15 protein-coding genes and 1 other RNA gene are annotated in these 17594 nt (G+C 60.3%); 6 read left to right on the top strand and 10 right to left on the bottom strand.

Features of this window, described 5'->3' with window-relative positions; translation table 11 throughout:
- Positions 1-103 precede the first annotated feature (103 nt).
- Entirely contained in the window at positions 104-1156 is a 1053-nt protein-coding gene (murB, locus tag ACHEXL_RS03285; RefSeq protein ID WP_416560616.1) for a UDP-N-acetylmuramate dehydrogenase, read from the bottom strand.
- A 40-nt stretch (positions 1157-1196) separates the two neighbouring features.
- Here murB and ACHEXL_RS03280 point away from each other — a divergent pair, with 40 nt between their 5' ends.
- Complete coding sequence (locus ACHEXL_RS03280) at positions 1197-1682, top strand: YajQ family cyclic di-GMP-binding protein (protein WP_062403511.1); 486 nt, start codon at positions 1197-1199, stop codon at positions 1680-1682.
- Positions 1683-1704: 22 nt separating this feature from the next.
- Here ACHEXL_RS03280 and ACHEXL_RS03275 read toward each other — a convergent pair whose 3' ends face one another.
- Genes ACHEXL_RS03275 through ACHEXL_RS03260 form a run of 4 tightly spaced genes read right to left on the bottom strand, consistent with a single transcriptional unit; the run spans position 1705 to position 6337 of the window.
- A complete protein-coding gene (locus ACHEXL_RS03275; RefSeq protein ID WP_416560615.1) occupies positions 1705-2451 on the bottom strand; it encodes a 2OG-Fe dioxygenase family protein in 747 nt (248 codons plus the stop codon).
- A gap of 60 nt (positions 2452-2511) precedes the next feature.
- Positions 2512-3531 (bottom strand): methionine synthase, encoded by a 1020-nt coding sequence (locus tag ACHEXL_RS03270; RefSeq protein WP_416560614.1) that lies wholly within the window; start codon positions 3529-3531, stop codon positions 2512-2514.
- A 27-nt stretch (positions 3532-3558) separates the two neighbouring features.
- Positions 3559-4578, bottom strand: coding sequence for an LLM class flavin-dependent oxidoreductase (locus ACHEXL_RS03265; protein WP_416560613.1), 1020 nt, complete (start codon positions 4576-4578; stop codon positions 3559-3561).
- A gap of 43 nt (positions 4579-4621) precedes the next feature.
- Entirely contained in the window at positions 4622-6337 is a 1716-nt protein-coding gene (locus tag ACHEXL_RS03260) for a long-chain fatty acid--CoA ligase (protein ID WP_416560612.1), read from the bottom strand.
- Between the two features lie 237 nt (positions 6338-6574).
- Here ACHEXL_RS03260 and ACHEXL_RS03255 point away from each other — a divergent pair, with 237 nt between their 5' ends.
- The gene (locus ACHEXL_RS03255) at positions 6575-7225 is read left to right on the top strand and encodes a response regulator (RefSeq protein ID WP_416560611.1); all 651 of its coding nucleotides are present in this window, start codon (positions 6575-6577) and stop codon (positions 7223-7225) included.
- 190 nt (positions 7226-7415) lie between these two features.
- Here the strand turns inward: ACHEXL_RS03255 and ACHEXL_RS03250 are convergent.
- The 5 genes from ACHEXL_RS03250 to ompA all read right to left on the bottom strand — a co-directional run bounded on the left by ACHEXL_RS03250 (position 7416) and on the right by ompA (position 11404).
- Positions 7416-8557, bottom strand: a protein-coding gene (locus tag ACHEXL_RS03250; protein ID WP_416560610.1) for an IS3 family transposase whose coding sequence is annotated in 2 segments (ribosomal slippage) — positions 7416-8311 and positions 8311-8557 — 1143 coding nt in all. Because the reading frame shifts where the segments join, the coding sequence is not laid out codon by codon here.
- Between the two features lie 319 nt (positions 8558-8876).
- Positions 8877-9265, bottom strand: a transfer-messenger RNA (tmRNA) gene (gene ssrA, locus ACHEXL_RS03245).
- Between the two features lie 13 nt (positions 9266-9278).
- Entirely contained in the window at positions 9279-9944 is a 666-nt protein-coding gene (locus tag ACHEXL_RS03240; RefSeq protein ID WP_416560609.1) for an HAD-IA family hydrolase, read from the bottom strand.
- 2 nt (positions 9945-9946) lie between these two features.
- Positions 9947-10666, bottom strand: coding sequence for a bifunctional 2-polyprenyl-6-hydroxyphenol methylase/3-demethylubiquinol 3-O-methyltransferase UbiG (gene ubiG, locus ACHEXL_RS03235; protein WP_416560608.1), 720 nt, complete (start codon positions 10664-10666; stop codon positions 9947-9949).
- A 93-nt stretch (positions 10667-10759) separates the two neighbouring features.
- Positions 10760-11404 carry an outer membrane protein OmpA gene (gene ompA, locus ACHEXL_RS03230; RefSeq protein WP_416560607.1) on the bottom strand — a complete coding sequence of 215 codons (645 nt, stop codon included), beginning with the start codon at positions 11402-11404 and terminating at the stop codon, positions 10760-10762.
- A gap of 236 nt (positions 11405-11640) precedes the next feature.
- On the opposite strand from ompA, the gene gyrA reads away from it, so the two are divergent.
- The 4 genes from gyrA to ACHEXL_RS03210 all read left to right on the top strand — a co-directional run bounded on the left by gyrA (position 11641) and on the right by ACHEXL_RS03210 (position 17594).
- Positions 11641-14283 (top strand): DNA gyrase subunit A, encoded by a 2643-nt coding sequence (gene gyrA / locus ACHEXL_RS03225; RefSeq protein WP_416560606.1) that lies wholly within the window; start codon positions 11641-11643, stop codon positions 14281-14283.
- A gap of 3 nt (positions 14284-14286) precedes the next feature.
- A complete protein-coding gene (serC, locus tag ACHEXL_RS03220) occupies positions 14287-15393 on the top strand; it encodes a 3-phosphoserine/phosphohydroxythreonine transaminase (protein ID WP_416560605.1) in 1107 nt (368 codons plus the stop codon).
- Positions 15394-15578: 185 nt separating this feature from the next.
- A complete protein-coding gene (gene pheA, locus ACHEXL_RS03215; protein WP_416560604.1) occupies positions 15579-16679 on the top strand; it encodes a prephenate dehydratase in 1101 nt (366 codons plus the stop codon).
- 18 nt (positions 16680-16697) lie between these two features.
- Positions 16698-17594, top strand: coding sequence for a prephenate dehydrogenase (locus tag ACHEXL_RS03210; protein ID WP_416560603.1), 897 nt, complete (start codon positions 16698-16700; stop codon positions 17592-17594).

Raw genomic sequence — 17594 nt, 5'->3', positions numbered from 1 at the left:
GGGTTGGGGCCTGAGCGGATCGGCCGATTTGGCGAGCGAAGCGAGTATGAGGCCGACCGCTCAGGCCCCAACCCGGCGCGGAACAGCACCACAGAAGCAATAATCAAATCACAACAGGCTCAGGCTCCAGCCGAATCCCAAACCGCTCGTACACACTGGTCTGAATGGCCCGGGCCAAAGTCATCACCTCCCCCCCGGTACAGGGGTTCTCGCGCCCACCCCGGTTCACCAGCACCAGCGCCTGCTTTTCATACACCCCGGCGTGGCCCACGGTCTTGCCTTTCCAGCCGCAAGCGTCGATCAGCCAGCCCGCCGCCAGCTTGATGGTGCCGTCGGGCATGGGGTAATGCACCACTTTCGGGTCGCGGGCGATGATGTCGGCGCACTGCTCAGGGGTGACGGTGGGGTTCTTGAAAAAGCTGCCCGCGTTGCCAATCACCTGCGGGTCAGGCAGTTTGGCGCGGCGGATCGCCACGACCCAGTCAAAAATCTGCCGGGCATCGGGCTGGTGGATGCCGGTCTCGGCCATCTTGCGTTCCAGGTCCAGATAGCCCAGCTCGGGTTTCCAGCGCTTGGCCAGCGCAAAACGCACCCGCAAAATGACCGCTCGGCCCGCCAGGCCCAGGCCATCCGCACCGCCCGATGCGTGTTTGAACACCGAATCGCGGTAACTGAAACCGCACTGCGCGGCGTTTAGGCTGAAGAGCTCGCCCGTGAGCATGTCCATGGCGTCGAGCGAATCGAAGCGGTCCTGCAGCTCCACGCCATAGGCGCCGATGTTTTGTACGGGCGATGCGCCCACGGTGCCGGGGATGAGAGCCATGTTTTCCAGACCCGGGTAGCCGTGATCCAGCGTCCAGGCGACCAGTGCGTGCCAGTCCACGCCGGCACCGGCTTCAATGATCCAGTGTTTATCGGTCTGAGCCGACAGGCGAATGCCCGGCACCTCCATCTTGAGCACCAGGGCTTTGACGTCACCCGTCAACACAATGTTGCTGCCGCCGCCCAGCACCTGCCGGGGCAAGGTGGCCAGCTGAGGGTCGGCTAAAACAGCCAGGAGATCTGCTTCGGAGCACACCCGCACCAAAGCCTGGGCCTTGGCGGCGATGCCGAACGTGTTGTACGGCTGCAGAGGGACATTTTTCTCCAGGTTCATGGGAGAATTGTCGCATTCTCAACCTTTGATTTTTCCCAACATGCCCTCGTTTGATACCGTTTGCGAACCCAATATGGTCGAAGTGCGCAACGCCGTTGACACCTCCGCCAAAGAAATCGGCACCCGCTTTGACTTCAAAGGCACGTCTGCCAACATCGAACTCAAGGACAAAGAGATCACGATGTTCGGCGATGCCGAGTTTCAGCTCACCCAGGTCGAAGACATCCTGCGCAACAAACTGACCAAACGGAATGTGGACGTGCGCTTTCTGGACATTGGCAAGGTCGAGAAAATCGGCGGCGACAAGGTCAAGCAGGTCATCAAGGTGAAAAACGGCATCGAGACAGAAGACGCCAAGAAGATCACCAAGGTGATCAAGGAAAGCAAGCTCAAAGTGCAAGCCTCCATCCAGGGCGATGCCGTGCGCGTGACCGGCGCCAAGCGCGACGACCTGCAAGCCGCCATGGCCCTGCTGCGCAAGGACATGACCGAGCTGCCGCTGTCGTTCGACAACTTCCGCGATTGATCCCGCTTGAACCCGCGCCGCCTCAGCGCGTGGGTTCGTCCAAAAAACCACCCGCGCGCAGCGTGATCACCAAGGTGTCGCGCCAACCGCCTGCTTGCTCAGGCTGAATGGGCGTGGTTTCGTGAATCACGCGGCTATCGTCCAGCAGCAGCACCGACCAGGGCTCGGTCAATGTGAAGCGCTGACCCCGGGGGCTGTCCATGTCGAACACCCGGGTTTCGCCGCCTTTGATGCCGTGGCGGCCCACCAAAAACACCGCCACCCAGTTCACGCCATCGCGGTGCGCCCCCTCGGGCGTGGGGCGGCCAATGCCGTCCGTGGTGTCGATGCGAAACTGGTGCGCCTCGGTGAACCAGGTTTGCGGCCCTTGCGCGGCAGACGCAACCTTGCCCAGCCAACACATCAGCTTTTGCCAAGCGGCTCGTTGCAGCACCTCGGCCGCCATCGGCTCAAACCAGCGCTGCATGCCGCCATGCAGGGCGTTGTAAGACAGGGGTTGCCAATGGGCGCGGTGGGGCACAGCCCTGGCGTGGTCAGCAGTGACCTCGAAACTGGCGTGACGGCGGCGGCGATAACGGCCGCCGTCCTTGAGGTACTGGTCGGGGGGCAAATCGTTCCAGCTGGGCTCCAGCGCTTGCAAGGCCTCGATCGGCACACCCGCCAAAGCACACACGCTGGCGGCCCCCAGCACCGCAAAACCTTGCGCCGCCAACGTGGCGTCGAGCTGGTCGGCTGGGGTCAAAGGGGGCTGCAGGGTTTGTTGTGGCATGGCAACGTCCAGAGAATCAGGCAAAGGACGCAAGCATAACGCCCCCCAAACCGGGCGCCTTCAGGCGTAGCGCTGGCTGGCCAGTTTGGCCCCTTCGGCCAGCGCCTTGAGCTTGGCCTCGGCCACGGCGCGGCTCATCGGGGCCAGGCCGCAGTTGGTGCAGGCGATCAGGCGGTTCTTGGGCACGAACTGCAAGGCGCGGCCAATCGTGTCGGCGATTTCTTCGGGCGTTTCGATGGCCGGGTTGGCCACGTCGATCACACCGACCATCACGTCTTTGCCTTCGAGCAGCTTCATCATCTCCATCGGCACATGCGAGTGCATGCACTCCAGGCTGACCTGCTGAATGCTGCTCTTGGCCAGGGCCGGGAAGACCTTTTCGTACTGTCGCCACTCGTGGCCCAGCGTTTCTTTCCATTTGTTGTTGGCTTCGATGCCGTAGCCGTAGCAAATGTGAACGGCTGTGGTGCAGGTCAGGCCGCGTGCGGCCACCTCCAGCGCCTTCACGCCCCAATCGGCGGCCTCGTCCATGTAGACGTTGAAGGCGGGCTCGTCGAACTGGATGATGTCCACACCATCGGCTTGCAGCGCCAGCGCTTCCTGGTTGAGCAGCTCGGCAAAAGCCATGGCCATCTTGACCTTGTCGCCATAAAAGCGGTCGGCCACGGTGTCCACAATCGTCATCGGGCCGGGCAAGGTGAATTTGAGTTTCTTTTTCGTGTGGGCACGGGCCAGTTGGGCCTCGAAGGCGTGCACGCGGCCCTTGAGGCGCAGCGGGGCGATGACTTGCGGCACCTGCGCGTCGTAGCGGTTGTTGCGGATGCCCATGGTGACCTTGTTCACGAAGTCGATGCCCTCGACCTGTTCGACAAAGCCGTGCACAAAGTGCTGACGGGCCTGCTCGCCGTCACCGATCACGTCCAGGCCCGCGTCTTCCTGGGCTTTGATCCACAGCAGCGTGGCATCGGCCTTGGCTTGCTGCAACTCGGGGCCTTGGGTGGTCCACTGGGGCCAGAGTTTCTCGGTCTCGGCCAACCAGGCGGGTTTGGGCAAACTGCCAGCGATCGCGGTGGTGAACATGTCAAAAAATCCTGAAGGTTTAAAAAATCAAAGCGTGGAGTTTGCCGCAAGTGCAAATTCCTGGGCGAGTAGTTCGTACGATCGGCATTGGGCGACGGGGTCATGTGTCCAGGTGATGACCACCAGCTCATCGACCTCCAGCCGCGCAGCCAATTGACGCAGCTTGCGGCCCACCGTGACGGCCGAGCCGATCAGGGCCGATTCGCGCAGGCGATGCAGGGCAAATTGCTCGGCCGGGCTGTAATCACGCGCCGCTTCTTCGGGGGGCAAGAGAGCACCGATGCGACCCAAATTCCGGTCCATCTTCCAGCGGGCACGGCTTTCAAACAGGCGCAGCGCCTCTTCGTCGGTGTCGGCCGCCAGGGCCCAGACGCAGAGCGCGGCGGAGGGTTTGGCCAAGCCCGCGCTGGGGCGGAAGGTTTCGCGGTAGATCTGCAGCGCCTCGTCAGCGCCCTGCCCGTCGGTGATGAAGTAGGCAAACGCATAGGGCAAACCCAAATGCGCCGCCAACTGGGCACCGTAGTCCGAGCTGCCCAGCATCCACACCGTGGGGGCGGTGCCCGACTGCGGATACGCATACACGTTGTGCCCCGGGTGGCCCGGTGGCAGGTTATGCCCACTCACCCAAGCTTGCAATTCCATCACCTGTTGCGGAAAGCGCTCCGAGGCGTTGCGGTCCGGGTTGAGCAACTGCGCGGTGCGCCCGTCGCTGCCCGGGGCGCGGCCCACACCCAGATCAATGCGGCCCGGGGCCAGCGCGTCCAGCACGCGAAACTGCTCGGCCACCTTCAGTGGTGCATAGTGCGGGAGCATCACGCCCGCGCTTCCGATGCAGATGCGCTGCGTGCGGGCAGCGATGGCGGCCATCAACACCTCGGGCGCACTGCCCACGATGCTGGGATGGCTGTGGTGCTCGCTGACCCAGAAACGGTCATAACCCCAGGCCTCGGCCTTTTGCGCCAAGTCCAGGGTCTGGCGGATGGTCGCGTCCTGGCCGCGCCCGGCAGCGGCGGCCGATTGGTCAAGGATGGAAAGTCTCAGGCTCATTCAGTGTTTCTAATAGGAACTCAGGCATCTGCCCACCAGGCGCTCACGCCTTCGCAGGTGCGCCCAAAGCGGCCATTTCGGCCTCTTGCAGTGCCCGCCACATGACTTTGCCGCTGCCGCTCTTGGGCAAGGCGTCGACAAAACTCACGCTGCGGGGCATTTTGTAAACGGCCATGTTTTCGCGGCACCAGTCGATGATGTCCTGCTCGCTCACTTGGCCCTTGTGGTCTTGCCGCAAAACCACCACCGCCTTGACCGATTCGCCCCGGTAAGCGTCGCGCGTGGCGATGATGCAGGCCTCCTGGATGGCGGGGTGGCGGAACATCAGGGCCTCGACCTCGGCTGGCCAGACCTTGAAGCCGCTGGCGTTGATCATGCGCTTCAAGCGGTCGGTCATGAAGAAATAGCCCTGCTCATCGACCCGACCCATGTCGCCCGAGCGGAAAAACCGAAACCCATCTCGCTCAAAAAACGCTGCCGCTGTCGCCTCGGGCCGCTTCCAATAGCCTTTGAACACCTGAGGCCCGCTGATCACGATCTCGCCTGACTCACCCGGTGGCAACTCAGCCAGTGTTTCGGGATCGACGATGCGCGACTCCACGCTCATGAAAGGGATGCCCAAACATTGTTTTTTGGGCGCATCGGGCGGGTTGGTGTGCGAAGGCGCGGCCGTCTCGGTCAGGCCGTAGCCTTCCACATAACGCAGGCCAAACTGGTCCAGCAAACGCTGGGCCACCGCCTCGGGCATGGCCGCACCGCCGCCGCCAATGTAGGTCAGGCTGGTCAGGTCATAGCGGTCCATGTGCGGGCTGCCCAGCAGGTCGATCACCATGGTCGGGATGTTGGTCCAGTGGGTCACGCGCCATTTGGAGATCAAATGCCCCGCCACATCACGGTCCCAGCGCGGCATCACCACCAGGCTGGCACCCAGCAAGATGCTGGTGTGCATCACGCTCACCATGCCGGTGATGTGGAACATGGGCACCACGCACAAGGTCACGTTTTCCGGGGTGCCGTTGCCCCAGAGGCCACTGGCCATGGCGTTGTGCATGATGGTGCCATGCGTGTGCATACAGCCCTTGGGCAGGCCGGTGGTGCCGCTGGTGTAGGGCAAGATGGCCAGGTCATCGGGTTTGGCTTGCGGCGGCGGCAAAGCCACTGCGGGCTGCGCCATCACATCGGCCCAGGCATGCACTTGGCCAGAACTCAAAGCAGGCAATGTCCGCACCGGCAACAACCAAGACCGCCAGGCCTCGGGCATGTCTTCAGGGCCCAGGGCAGCCGGGTCAAACACATCGGTGAACTGCGTCACCACCAGGTGCTTCAGGCGCTGCTCGGGCGGCAAAGATTCGCTGGCCTGCGCCAAGTCCGGGGCCAAATCGGCCGTGGTGACCGCCACTTTCGTGTCCGGGTCGGTGATGTAGTGCTTGAGCTCTTCGGCCCGGTTCATCGGGTTCACCGGCACCACCACCGCGTCGATCCGCAAAATGGCAAAGTGCGTGATCACCAGCTGCGGACAGTTTTGCATGTCCAGCACCACCCGGTCGCCCGCTTGAACGCCCATGGCCTTGAGCTGCCCCGCCAACTGCTCGGCGCTGGCCATCAACTCGCGGTACGTCCAGACCCGGCCCATGAACACCAAGGCCGCTTTTTCGGGGTAACGCAAGGCGCTGATGGCCAGGTTCATCCACAAAGACGTGGCAGGCGCATGGATCCGGGCGGGCAGGCGCGCGGGCCAGACAGCAGCGTGTGCGGGCATGGGCAGACTCCTCAATGAAGGTGGTGCTGCATGTTAATCGCCCAGCACCTTTCGAGCGGGCATGACTTTGTCGCAACGGAGACCAAGACCGGGCCTGCGAACGCTGTGCACGATTTGGGACTTTTCACGAGAAAACTTCAGAAGTTCTCAAATTTTCGTCTTAAAGTACATTTTTTAACAACTTTTAAAAACGTCCGCCTATTGTTTTTTATACTTTTATTACTAAAATAAATCACCATGCAATCAAATATCACACCTGACACCCCAGAAGACTACTGCGGCACCACTTATGCAGCCAAACTGCTGGGGCTGTCGGTAGGCACCATCCAGACGCTGGTCGAAAAAAACGAACTGCAAGCCTGGAAGACGCAAGGCGGCCATCGCCGGATCTCGATGCCCTCCATCCGCGAATACCAGCGCAAACACAATATGTTGACCACACAAAACGAGCCGCGCGACGGCCGGCTTCGCGTGCTGCTGGTCGAAGACGATGCGGTCACCCGAGAAATGCTGCGCGGCTACTGCAACCGCTCCAGCATGCCCGTGGACTGCACGGCCATGTCCTCGGGCCTGGAAGCCCTGATCGACATTGCCAGCATCAAACCCGATGTGCTGATCACCGACCTGAACATGCCAGGCGTCGACGGCTTCGAGTTGCTGCGCACTCTGCGTCAAAACCCGCAATTCAACCGCATGACCACCCTGGTCTTGTCCGCCCTGTCGCCCGAAGAAATAGAGGCCAAAGGCGGCCTGCCAGAAGGCACCATCTTCATGGCAAAACCCATCAACATGGACTGGTTCAACGGCTTCTTCACCGCCTTCCTGGCCGGCAGAACCATCGAACTGCACACGCAGGACGGCTCCAAAGTTGCGGCGGCACAGAGCTGATTCCAGCTTTCTGTAAAGACCAACCCCTCCAAAAGGCCGCCCAGTGGCAACACAGCGGCCTTTTGCTTGCTCAAGGTGATGCATCGTAGAAACCATGGTGAAAAGCTGACTGCATCGACTTCCCCGTCATTACGAGCGGAGCGCGGCAATTCATGGATCGCTGGCATTCCCCCAAACCTATAGACACTTTTCATAGCGCAGTTTGACGCTGACGCTCGAACTCATGAGGGCTGAGTTGATCGAGATGCTTGTGGCGTCGAACTCGATTGTAGAAACCCTCGATGTAATCGAAGATTTCTGACTTGGCTTCAGCCCTGGTTTGGTAAATCCGCTTTTTGATCTGTTCACTCTTCAAACTGCTGAAGAACGATTCAGCCACCGCGTTATCCCAACAGTTGCCCCTACGGCTCATACTGGGGCTCAATCGGTTGTCTTTGCACCAGCGATTGAATTCGTCACTGCCAAATTGACTGCCTTGATCCGAATGAATGATCACCGAGTCCTTTGGCTTTCTGCGCCACACCGCCATCGTCAAAGCGTCCAGCACCAAGCTCGTTTGCATGCGCGATCCCATGCTCCAGCCAACGACTGCACGCGAGTGCAAGTCCAGCACAGCCGCCAAATACAACCAGCCCTCATGCGTGCGGATGTAGGTGATGTCCGTGACCCACGCATGGTCTGGCTCGTCATGCTGGAATTGCCGTTCCAGTTGATTGGGCGCCACTTGGGCAGGCTTACCCACCTTGTACCTGGGCCGCTTGTAACCCCGCACCGATTTGATCTGGGCTGCACGCATTAACCGCGCAACACGGTTTTCGCTACACGCCACGCCCGCTTCCTTGAGGTCACAGAAGATGCGGGGGCTGCCATAGATGCCCATGCTTTGCTCATAAAACTCCCGAATCTGCGTGGTCAACTTTTCATTGGCTTTAGCCCGCGCTGACAATGGCTCACGCAGCCAGGCGTAATAGCCGCTGCGGTGCACTTTCAGGACGCGACACATGCTGGTGAGACGAAACTGGCGATGGTGTGCCTGCATGAACGCGTACTTCACCCGGACTGCTTGGCAAAGTACGCTGCAGCCTTTTTTAGGATGTCGCGCTCCTCTATGGTTCGCCTGAGTTCAGCTTTGATCTTGACCATCTCGGCTTGCAGCGCCTTGAGGTCACCTGACTGGGGTGCGTCTGACTTTTTGAACTTGTTGACCCAGCTGTACAGAACCCCCTCGGGAATTCCAAGCCGCTTGGCCACATCGACGACTGGGTGCCCTTTATCGATGACTTGTTTGACCGCCTCGGACTTGAACTCGGCGGCATATTTCGTTCGTTGCATTTGCATGGCTCCTCTTCAGTTTTGACATCATTATTTGTCTACTGATTTGGGGGAATGCCAGGAACCAAGGGTAATCTGACAGGTCGCTACAGTGCTCTGGTGACCTTGGTTGACAGCGAACCGGTGCGTGTAAGTTGTTGATTTATAACGACCACCATTAGAGCCTACCCGCAGGCCAAACGGAGAATAGAGACGACTCTGTAGCTGAAAACAGCGAAATCGGGGTGTTTCTGCCGGTGGGTACCCGCAGCACTTCGGCGCATTTCCCCTGGGAAATGGCCAAGAAAAAGGGCCCGGAGACAATCCGAGCCCTTGTGTGTGGTGGAGCTGGGGGGATTTGAACCCCCGTCCATAAGCCTTTTTCGTACAGTTCTACATGTGTAGTCGTCTGATTTGAGTCTCGCCGGATGCACCGCGCAGCGACACGCTGAACACCTAGCCAGCACCCTTTTTTCTCACACCACCCCAAGGTACCCGAGGTGATGCCAGCCCATATGTTTTACCTTGCAGCCAGGACTTTGGGGGCTTTGACACCCCCATCACCCTAACCCAGCCTATCGGCCAACTGTTGCAAGGCTCACCGGATTAAGCGGCGAGTGCGAAACGTTCGTCGTTTGCAGTTAGTTTTTTTTCCGAAGTTTTACGAGGATCAGAACCTCGACATGCCCTGCCACGCGTCCGAACCCATGTCGAAACCAGTGCAGCCCCTGAATGTTCTATTTTAGGCGCTCTGGAGGAATTTCAAGAGGTCCATCGGTGAATCAATGTGCAAATGGGCGTTCCAGCGCGAAATATCGCTGTGTTGGCCCAGATAACCGTAGGTGGCGGCCACGGTGCCCATGCCTGCGGCCAGACCGGCGACGATGTCGCGCTCGTCGTCGCCCACGTACACACAGCGCGATGGGTCAACCGACAAACGCCGGGCCGCCTCAAAAAGGGGCTCGGGGTGGGGTTTGGCGTGCGGCGTGGTGTTGCCGCTGACAATGGCGCCGGCGGTGGCAAACAGGTCCATGGCCGAGGTCAATGGGTCGGTGAAGCGGCTGGATTTGTTGGTGACCACGCCCCAGGGCAGGCCTTGCGCCACCAGGCGGGCAATCATGTCGACCACGCCGTCGAAGATGCGGGTGCGCTCGGTCATGCAGTTTTCGTAGTTGACGAAAAACTCTTCTTTCATGGCCTCGAAATCGGGGTGCTCGGGCGACATGCCAAAGGCGATGCCCAGCATGCCCCGTGCCCCGGCACCGGCCATGGGGCGGTAGTGATCGAGCGGGAAAGACGACAAGCCGCGGTCGGTGCGCATTTTGTCTGCGGCTGCGCCCAAGTCCGGAGCGCTGTCGATCAGGGTGCCGTCCAGGTCAAACAAGACGGCTTGTGCATTGTGGAACATGGTCAGGCTTTCCGGCACGCGAGCAAATAGTTCACGCTGGTGTCTTGGCTGAGCCAGTAACGTTTGGTGAAGGGGTTGTATTCCATGCCTTTGAAGCCTTGGGAGTCCAGCCCGGCTTCGCGTGCCCAGGCGGTGAGTTCGCTAGGTTTGATGAGGCGAGCAAACTCGTGCGTGCCTTTAGGCAAAAGCTTGAGGATGTATTCGGCCCCGACGATGGCAAACAGGAAAGATTTGGGGTTGCGGTTAAGGGTGGAAAAGAACACCCAACCGCCGGGCTTGACCATTTGGGCGCAGGCTTTGACGACCGACGCGGGGTCGGGCACGTGTTCCAGCATTTCCATGCAGGTGACCACGTCAAACTGCTCTGGCTGCTCGGCCGCCAGGGTTTCGGCGCTGACTTCGCGGTACTGCACGCCGGGTGTGCCGGCTTCGAGCGCATGCAACTGAGCCACTTTGAGGGATTTGGTGGCCAGATCTATGCCGAGCACTTGGGCGCCTTTGCGGGCCATGGCGTCGGCCAGGATGCCGCCGCCGCAGCCCACGTCCAGCACCTTCAGGCCGCCCAGAGGCACCAGGCCATGAATCCATTCCAGGCGCAGCGGGTTGATCTGGTGCAGGGGACGGAATTCGCTTTCCGGGTCCCACCACCGGTGGGCCAGATCAGAAAACTTGGCCAATTCGGCGGGATCGACGTTGGAGGCGTGGGTGGTGGGTGAAGTCATAAGCTGAATTGTCGGTGAACATCTGGCTGGGCCAGAAATGACGGCCAAAAAAAAGCCCCATTGCTGGGGCTTTTGGTGCGATCTGAAAACAGATCAGTTGGCGCGTGTGCCCACCACTTCGATTTCCACGCGGCGGTTTTTGGAACGGCCAGCAGAAGTCTTGTTGTCGGCCACAGGCTGCTTCTCGCCTTTGCCTTCGGTGTAAACGCGGTTTTTCTCGATGCCCTTGGTCACCAAGTAAGCCTTGACAGCGTCAGCGCGCTTGACAGACAGCTTCTGGTTGTAAGCATCGGAGCCCACGGAGTCGGTGTGACCCACAGCAATGATGACTTCCAGGTTGATGCCTTTAACTTTACCGACCAGGTCGTCCAGCTTGGCTTTGCCTTCGGCTTTGAGCACAGCTTTGTCGAAGTCGAAGAATGCGTCTGCGGCGTAAGTCACTTTGGTGGCAGCAGCGGGGGCTGGTGCTGGAGCAGCGGCTTTAGGTGCAGGTGCTGGAGCAGCTTTGGGGGCTGGAGCAGGTGCTGGAGCTGCCTTAGGGGCCACGATGGCGCCGTCGCAACCAACGGCTGCGGTAGCGGGTGTCCAGTTGGCATCGCGCCAGCACAGTTCTTGTGTGCCGTTTTTCCAGACGAGGTCGCCGGAGCCGTTACGCCAGTTGTCAACAGTTTGTGCGCCTGCGGCTGTTACGAGAGCTGCGGAGGCAAACAACATCGCCACTTTGTTGAATTTCTTCATGGTCTTCCTCTTAAGGGATAAAGCCGCAGACTCGCTGCGAAAAAAATACGTTTCAGATGACCGTCACCTGAACCGTTGATAAATATTGTGCCATAGACGGAAGGTCGATTCGTTATTTGGCATACGTGCCTCATCAGCAACGATTCCAATGAATCCTAAATGTTGCATATACGCGACATCGGCTTGCACCTAAAATCGTGGGTTCTCATTGCGTCTATTTACCTCTCATTCTTTTTATGACCCAGTTCGCCAAAGAAACACTGCCCATCAGTCTGGAAGAGGAAATGCGGCGCAGCTACCTCGATTACGCCATGAGCGTGATCGTGGGTCGCGCCCTGCCCGATGCGCGCGACGGCCTCAAACCCGTGCACCGCCGGGTGTTGTTTGCCATGCACGAGCTGAACAACGACTGGAACCGCCCTTATAAAAAGTCGGCGCGTATTGTGGGTGACGTGATCGGTAAATACCACCCGCACGGCGACCAGTCGGTGTACGACACCATCGTTCGGATGGCGCAAGACTTTTCCATGCGCCACATGCTGGTAGATGGCCAGGGCAACTTCGGCTCGGTGGACGGTGACAACGCAGCGGCGATGCGTTATACCGAAATCCGTTTGGCCAAAATCGCCCACGAGATGCTGGGCGACATCGACAAGGAAACGGTTGACTTTGGCCCCAACTACGACGGCTCGGAAAAAGAGCCGCTGGTGTTGCCTTCGCGCCTGCCCAACTTGCTGATCAACGGCTCGGGCGGTATCGCGGTAGGCATGGCCACCAACATCCCGCCACACAACCTGAACGAAGTGGTGGACGCTTGCCTGCACTTGCTGCGCAACCCGGAAGCTTCCATCGATGAGCTGATGGAGATTGTGCCCGCACCCGACTTCCCCACAGGCGCCATCATTTACGGCATGACCGGTGTCAAGGAAGGCTACCGCACCGGACGCGGTCGCGTGGTGATGCGCGCCAAGTGCCACTTTGAAGACATCGACAAAGGCCAGCGCCAGTGCATCGTGGTCGATGAGCTGCCCTACCAGGTCAACAAAAAGACCCTGCAAGAGCGCATGGCCGAGCTGGTGCACGAGAAGAAAATCGAAGACATCAGCCACATCCAGGACGAATCCGACAAGTCGGGCATGCGCTTGGTGATCGAACTCAAGCGCGGCGCGGTGCCCGAGGTCGTGCTGAACAACCTGTACAAACAGACCCAGTTGCAAGACACCTTTGGCATGAACATGGTGGCCCTGATCGACGGCCAACCGAAGTTGTGCAACCTGAAAGACCTGATCCAGGTCTTCTTGCAGCACCGCCGCGAAGTGGTGACACGCCGCACCGTGTTCGAGCTGCGCAAAGCGCGTGACCGTGGCCACGTGCTCGAAGGTCTGGCGGTGGCTTTGGCCAACATCGATGATTTCATCGCGATCATCCGCGGCGCCCCCACACCACCCGTGGCCAAGGCCGAGTTGATGACCCGCGCCTGGGACAGCCAGATGGTGCGCACCATGCTGACCCGCGCCCGCGACGATGGCTCGGTGGTCAATGCCGACGATTACCGCCCCGAAGGTTTGGAGCGCGAATACGGTTTGGGCCAGGACGGCCTGTACCGCCTGTCGGACACGCAAGCGCAAGAGATTTTGCAAATGCGTCTGCAGCGCCTGACCGGGCTGGAGCAAGACAAGATCGTCGCCGAATACAAAGAGGTCATGTCAGAGATCGAAGACCTGCTGGACATCCTGGCCAAGCCCGAGCGCGTGTCGACCATCATTGGCGACGAGCTGGGCACTGTGCGCCAGGAATTTGGCCAGACCAAGATCGGTGCTCGCCGCAGCGAGATCGAGCACAGCGCGCAAGACCTTTCGACCGAAGACCTGATCACGCCCACCGACATGGTGGTGACGCTCTCGCACAGCGGCTACATCAAGAGCCAGCCGCTCTCCGAATACCGCTCGCAAAAGCGTGGTGGCCGGGGCAAGCAAGCCGCCGTCACGAAAGAAGACGACTGGATCGACCAGCTGTTCATCGCCAACACGCACGACTACCTGTTGTGCTTCTCCAACCGGGGCCGTTTGTATTGGCTCAAGGTCTGGGAAGTGCCTGCGGGTTCACGCGGATCGCGCGGTCGCCCCATCGTCAACATGTTCCCGCTGCAAGAAGGCGAAAAAATCAACGTGGTGCTGGCCTTGACCGGCGCCGCGCGCACCTTCCCTGAGAACCAATACGTGTTCATGGCCACCTCCATGGGCACGGTCAAGAAAACTTCGCTCGACGAATTCAGCAACCCCCGCAAGGGCGGCATCATTGCCGTCAATTTGGATGAGGGTGACTTCCTGATTGGTGCGGCCCTGACGGACGGCCAACACGATGTGATGCTGTTCAGCGACGGCGGCAAGGCCGTGCGTTTTGACGAGAACGACGTACGTCCACTGGGCCGCAGCGCCCGTGGTGTGCGCGGCATGATGATCGAAGAAAACCAGAGCGTGATTGCCATGCTGGTGGCTGGCGATGAAACGCAGAGCGTACTGACCGCCACCGAAAACGGCTACGGCAAACGCACCAGCATCACCGAATACACCCGCCACGGCCGTGGCACCAAGGGCATGATCGCCATCCAGCAGTCTGAGCGCAACGGCAAAGTCGTGGCCGCCACCTTGGTCCATGCTGATGACGAGATCATGCTGATCACCGACACGGGTGTTTTGGTGCGCACCCGCGTGGCCGAAATCCGCGAGCTGGGCCGCGCCACACAAGGCGTCACCCTGATCGGTCTGGACGAAGGGGCCAAGTTGTCGGGCCTGCAACGCATCGTCGAAAACGATGCGAATGCGGCCGAAGGCGATGCCGATGCATCGACCGACAACAGCGCACCGGCAGCGGAATAAGGCATGAGCCGAGCGTTCAATTTTTCGGCAGGGCCTGCCGTGATGCCCGAGGCCGTGTTGCAGCAAGCCGCATCGGAGATGCTGGACTGGCACGATTCACAAGGCCGTTCCTCTGGCATGAGCGTGATGGAGATGAGCCACCGCTGCAAAGAGTTCATCAGCATTTACGAGCAGGCCGAAGCCGACTTGCGCGAGTTGCTGGCTGTGCCTGCGCACTTCAAGATTTTGTTCATGCAAGGCGGTGGCCTGGCCGAAAACGCCATCGTGCCGCTCAACCTGTCGCAAGGCGGGGCCATGGACTTTGTGCTCACGGGCAGCTGGAGCCAGAAGTCGCTCAAGGAAGCGGGCAAATACGGGCAAGCCCGCGTGGCCGCCACGGCACAAGCCGACGGCTTCACCGCCCTGCCCGCGCCAGCCAGCTGGCAAATTGGCAAAGATACCCGCTATGTGCACATCTGCGGCAACGAAACCATCCACGGCGTGGAGTTTCACGAAATGCCCGACCTGAAAGCCCTGGGGTGTGACGCGCCGCTGGTGGTGGATTTTTCTTCGCATGTGGCCTCGCGCCCCGTGGATTGGTCTCGCGTGGGCCTAGCCTTTGGCGGTGCGCAAAAGAACCTCGGCCCTGCGGGCCTGACCTTGGTGATCGTGCGAGAAGACCTGATTGGCCACGCCCTGCCCCATTGCCCGAGCGCCTTCGACTACAAACTGGTGGCCGACAACCAGTCGATGTACAACACACCACCGACTTACAGCATTTACATCGCTGGGCTGGTGTTCCAGTGGCTCAAGAAAAACGGCGGTATCGCCGCCATGGAGCAGCGCAACATCGCCAAGGCCCAATTGTTGTACGACTTTCTCGACAGCTCCAGCCTGTACGTCAACAAGGTCGCCAAAGACTGCCGCTCGCGCATGAACGTGCCCTTCTATTTGCGTGACGAGTCGCGCAACGAGGCCTTTTTGGCCGGGGCCAAAGCGGCCAATTTGCTGCAGCTCAAAGGCCACAAATCGGTGGGGGGCATGCGGGCGAGCATCTACAACGCCATGCCGTTCGAAGGCGTGCAGGCGCTGGTGGCTTACATGCGCGATTTTGAATCGCGCTGTGCATGAAACCATGGATTGCCACGTCGCTTCGCTCCTCGCAATGACAACCACTGTTTCCGTCACTGCACACACACCCGTCACTGCGAGCGAAGCACGGCAGTCCATTCCCCCATCGTCACTGCGAGCGAAGCGTGGCAGTCCATGCCTGCGTCGAGCGTGGCGGTCTATAACGGACATTTGAAGTTCACACCATGAGCCAACAACCCATTCAGTCGGACGCCCTGGGCGCTTTGCGTGTGCAAATTGACGCGCTGGACAAACAGCTGCTGAGCCTGCTGAACCAGCGTGCCCATGTGGCCGAGCAAGTGGGCGAAATCAAACGTGCCGAAGGCTCGCCTTTCTTCAGGCCTGACCGCGTGGCGCAGGTCATCGACAAGATCACCCAAGCCAACCCCGGGCCACTCAAAAACGAACACGTCGCCTCCATCTGGCGCGAAATCATGTCGGCCTGTCTGGCGCTGGAGGCCCCGCAGCGCGTGGCGGTGCTCGGCCCGCAAGGCACATTTTGTGAACAAGCGGCTATCGAATTTTTTGGCAGTGCCGCCAACCTGATTTACTGCGCCAACTTCGACGAGGTCTTCCACGCCACGGCGGCGGGCACGGCCCAATACGGCGTGGTGGGCATGGAAAACTCCACCGAAGGGGTGGTGGCGCGATCGCTGGACTTGTTCTTGCGCTCGCCCGTGCACGTGGTGGGTGAAGTCAGCTTGCTGGTGCGCCACAACCTGCTGCGCCAAAGCAACTCCGATGCTGGCGTTGAAGTGGTCATGGCCCACCCCCAGGCTTTGGCCCAGTGCCAAGGTTGGCTCAGCCAGCATCTGCCACTGGCCGAGCGCCGCGCCGTGTCCAGCAATGCCGAAGGGGCCCGTTTGGCAGCGACCAACCCGGCCTGGGCAGCGCTGGCCAGTGAGCGGGCAGCCAGCCAGTTTGGCCTGCACATCGTGCACCACGCCATCCAGGACGAGGCCTACAACCGCACCCGCTTTGCCGTGATCGCCCTGCCGCAAACCCTGGCCACGCCGCCGGCCTCGGGCAAGGATTGCACCAGCCTCGTGGTGTCGGTGCCCAACCGGCCCGGTGCGGTGCACGACCTGCTGGTGCCACTCAAGAACAACGGCGTATCGATGACGCGCTTCGAGTCACGCCCCGCCAAATCGGGCCAGTGGGAGTACTACTTCTACATCGACCTGCAAGGCCACATCAGCGAGCCGCATGTGGCCGCCGCCCTGCAAGAGTTGCAAGGCCTGTGCGCGTTCTACAAGGTGCTGGGTTCTTACCCCGTTTCAGAATAACCCCCGAGTGAGCGCCCTGTGAAATTCCAACGCCTGGCCCTGATTGGCTGCGGCCTGATGGGCGGCTCGTTTGCGCTTGCGCTGCGCCAAGCGGGCCTGGTGCAGCACATCACCGGTTTCAGCGCCTCCGAAAAAACACGCCAACGCGCGGTCGAGCTGGGTGTCATCGACCAGGCTTGCGACAACGTCGCTCAAGCCGTACAAGGCGCCGATTTGGTTTTGCTGGCTGTGCCCGTAGGCGCAATGCCGAGCAGTTTTGCCGCGATGCGCGAAGCACTGCAGCCCAGCGCCTTGCTGATGGATGTGGGCTCAACCAAATGCGATGTGGTCGCAGCGGCCCGTGCCGCTTTGGGCGAGCGTCTCAACTGTTTGGTGCCCGCCCACCCGATTGCGGGCAAAGAAGTCGCAGGCATCGAACACGCCGAGAGCACGCTTTACCAAGAGCGCCGCACCATCCTCACGCCCTTGCCGCAAAACAGCATCCGCCAAATCAAAATGGCCAGCGAAGTTTGGACCGCCATCGGCAGCCATGTGAGCCACATGACGCCCGAAGCCCACGACGCCACATTTGCCGCCGTCAGCCACCTGCCCCACTTGCTGGCCTTTGCCGCTGTGAATGCGCTCACCGCTCAGTCAAAAGGCGCTGGTTTTTTAGAGATGGCAGGCCCAGGTTTCAGGGACTTTTCACGCATCGCGGCCAGCGAACCTGCTGTCTGGCGCGATATCCTGAGCGCCAACCATGCAGAGGTCCTGACGCAATTGGCGCACTTTCGCTCAGCACTCGACCAGTTTGAAACCGCCCTTCAATCGGGCAACACCGCCGCGCTGCAACAGCTGATTCAACAAGCCAGCGAGGTGCGCTCGGCCTGGACACTGCAAGCGGGCAATGCTTGCAACAAAGCTTCTGAAGACTGA

The organism is Limnohabitans sp. YIMB22184, from assembly GCF_048020265.1.
In the GTDB taxonomy this organism is placed as follows: Bacteria; Pseudomonadota; Gammaproteobacteria; order Burkholderiales; family Burkholderiaceae_C; genus Limnohabitans_A.
Note: the sequence above shows the minus strand (reverse complement) of the source record. Positions and strands in the feature narration are given on the sequence as shown.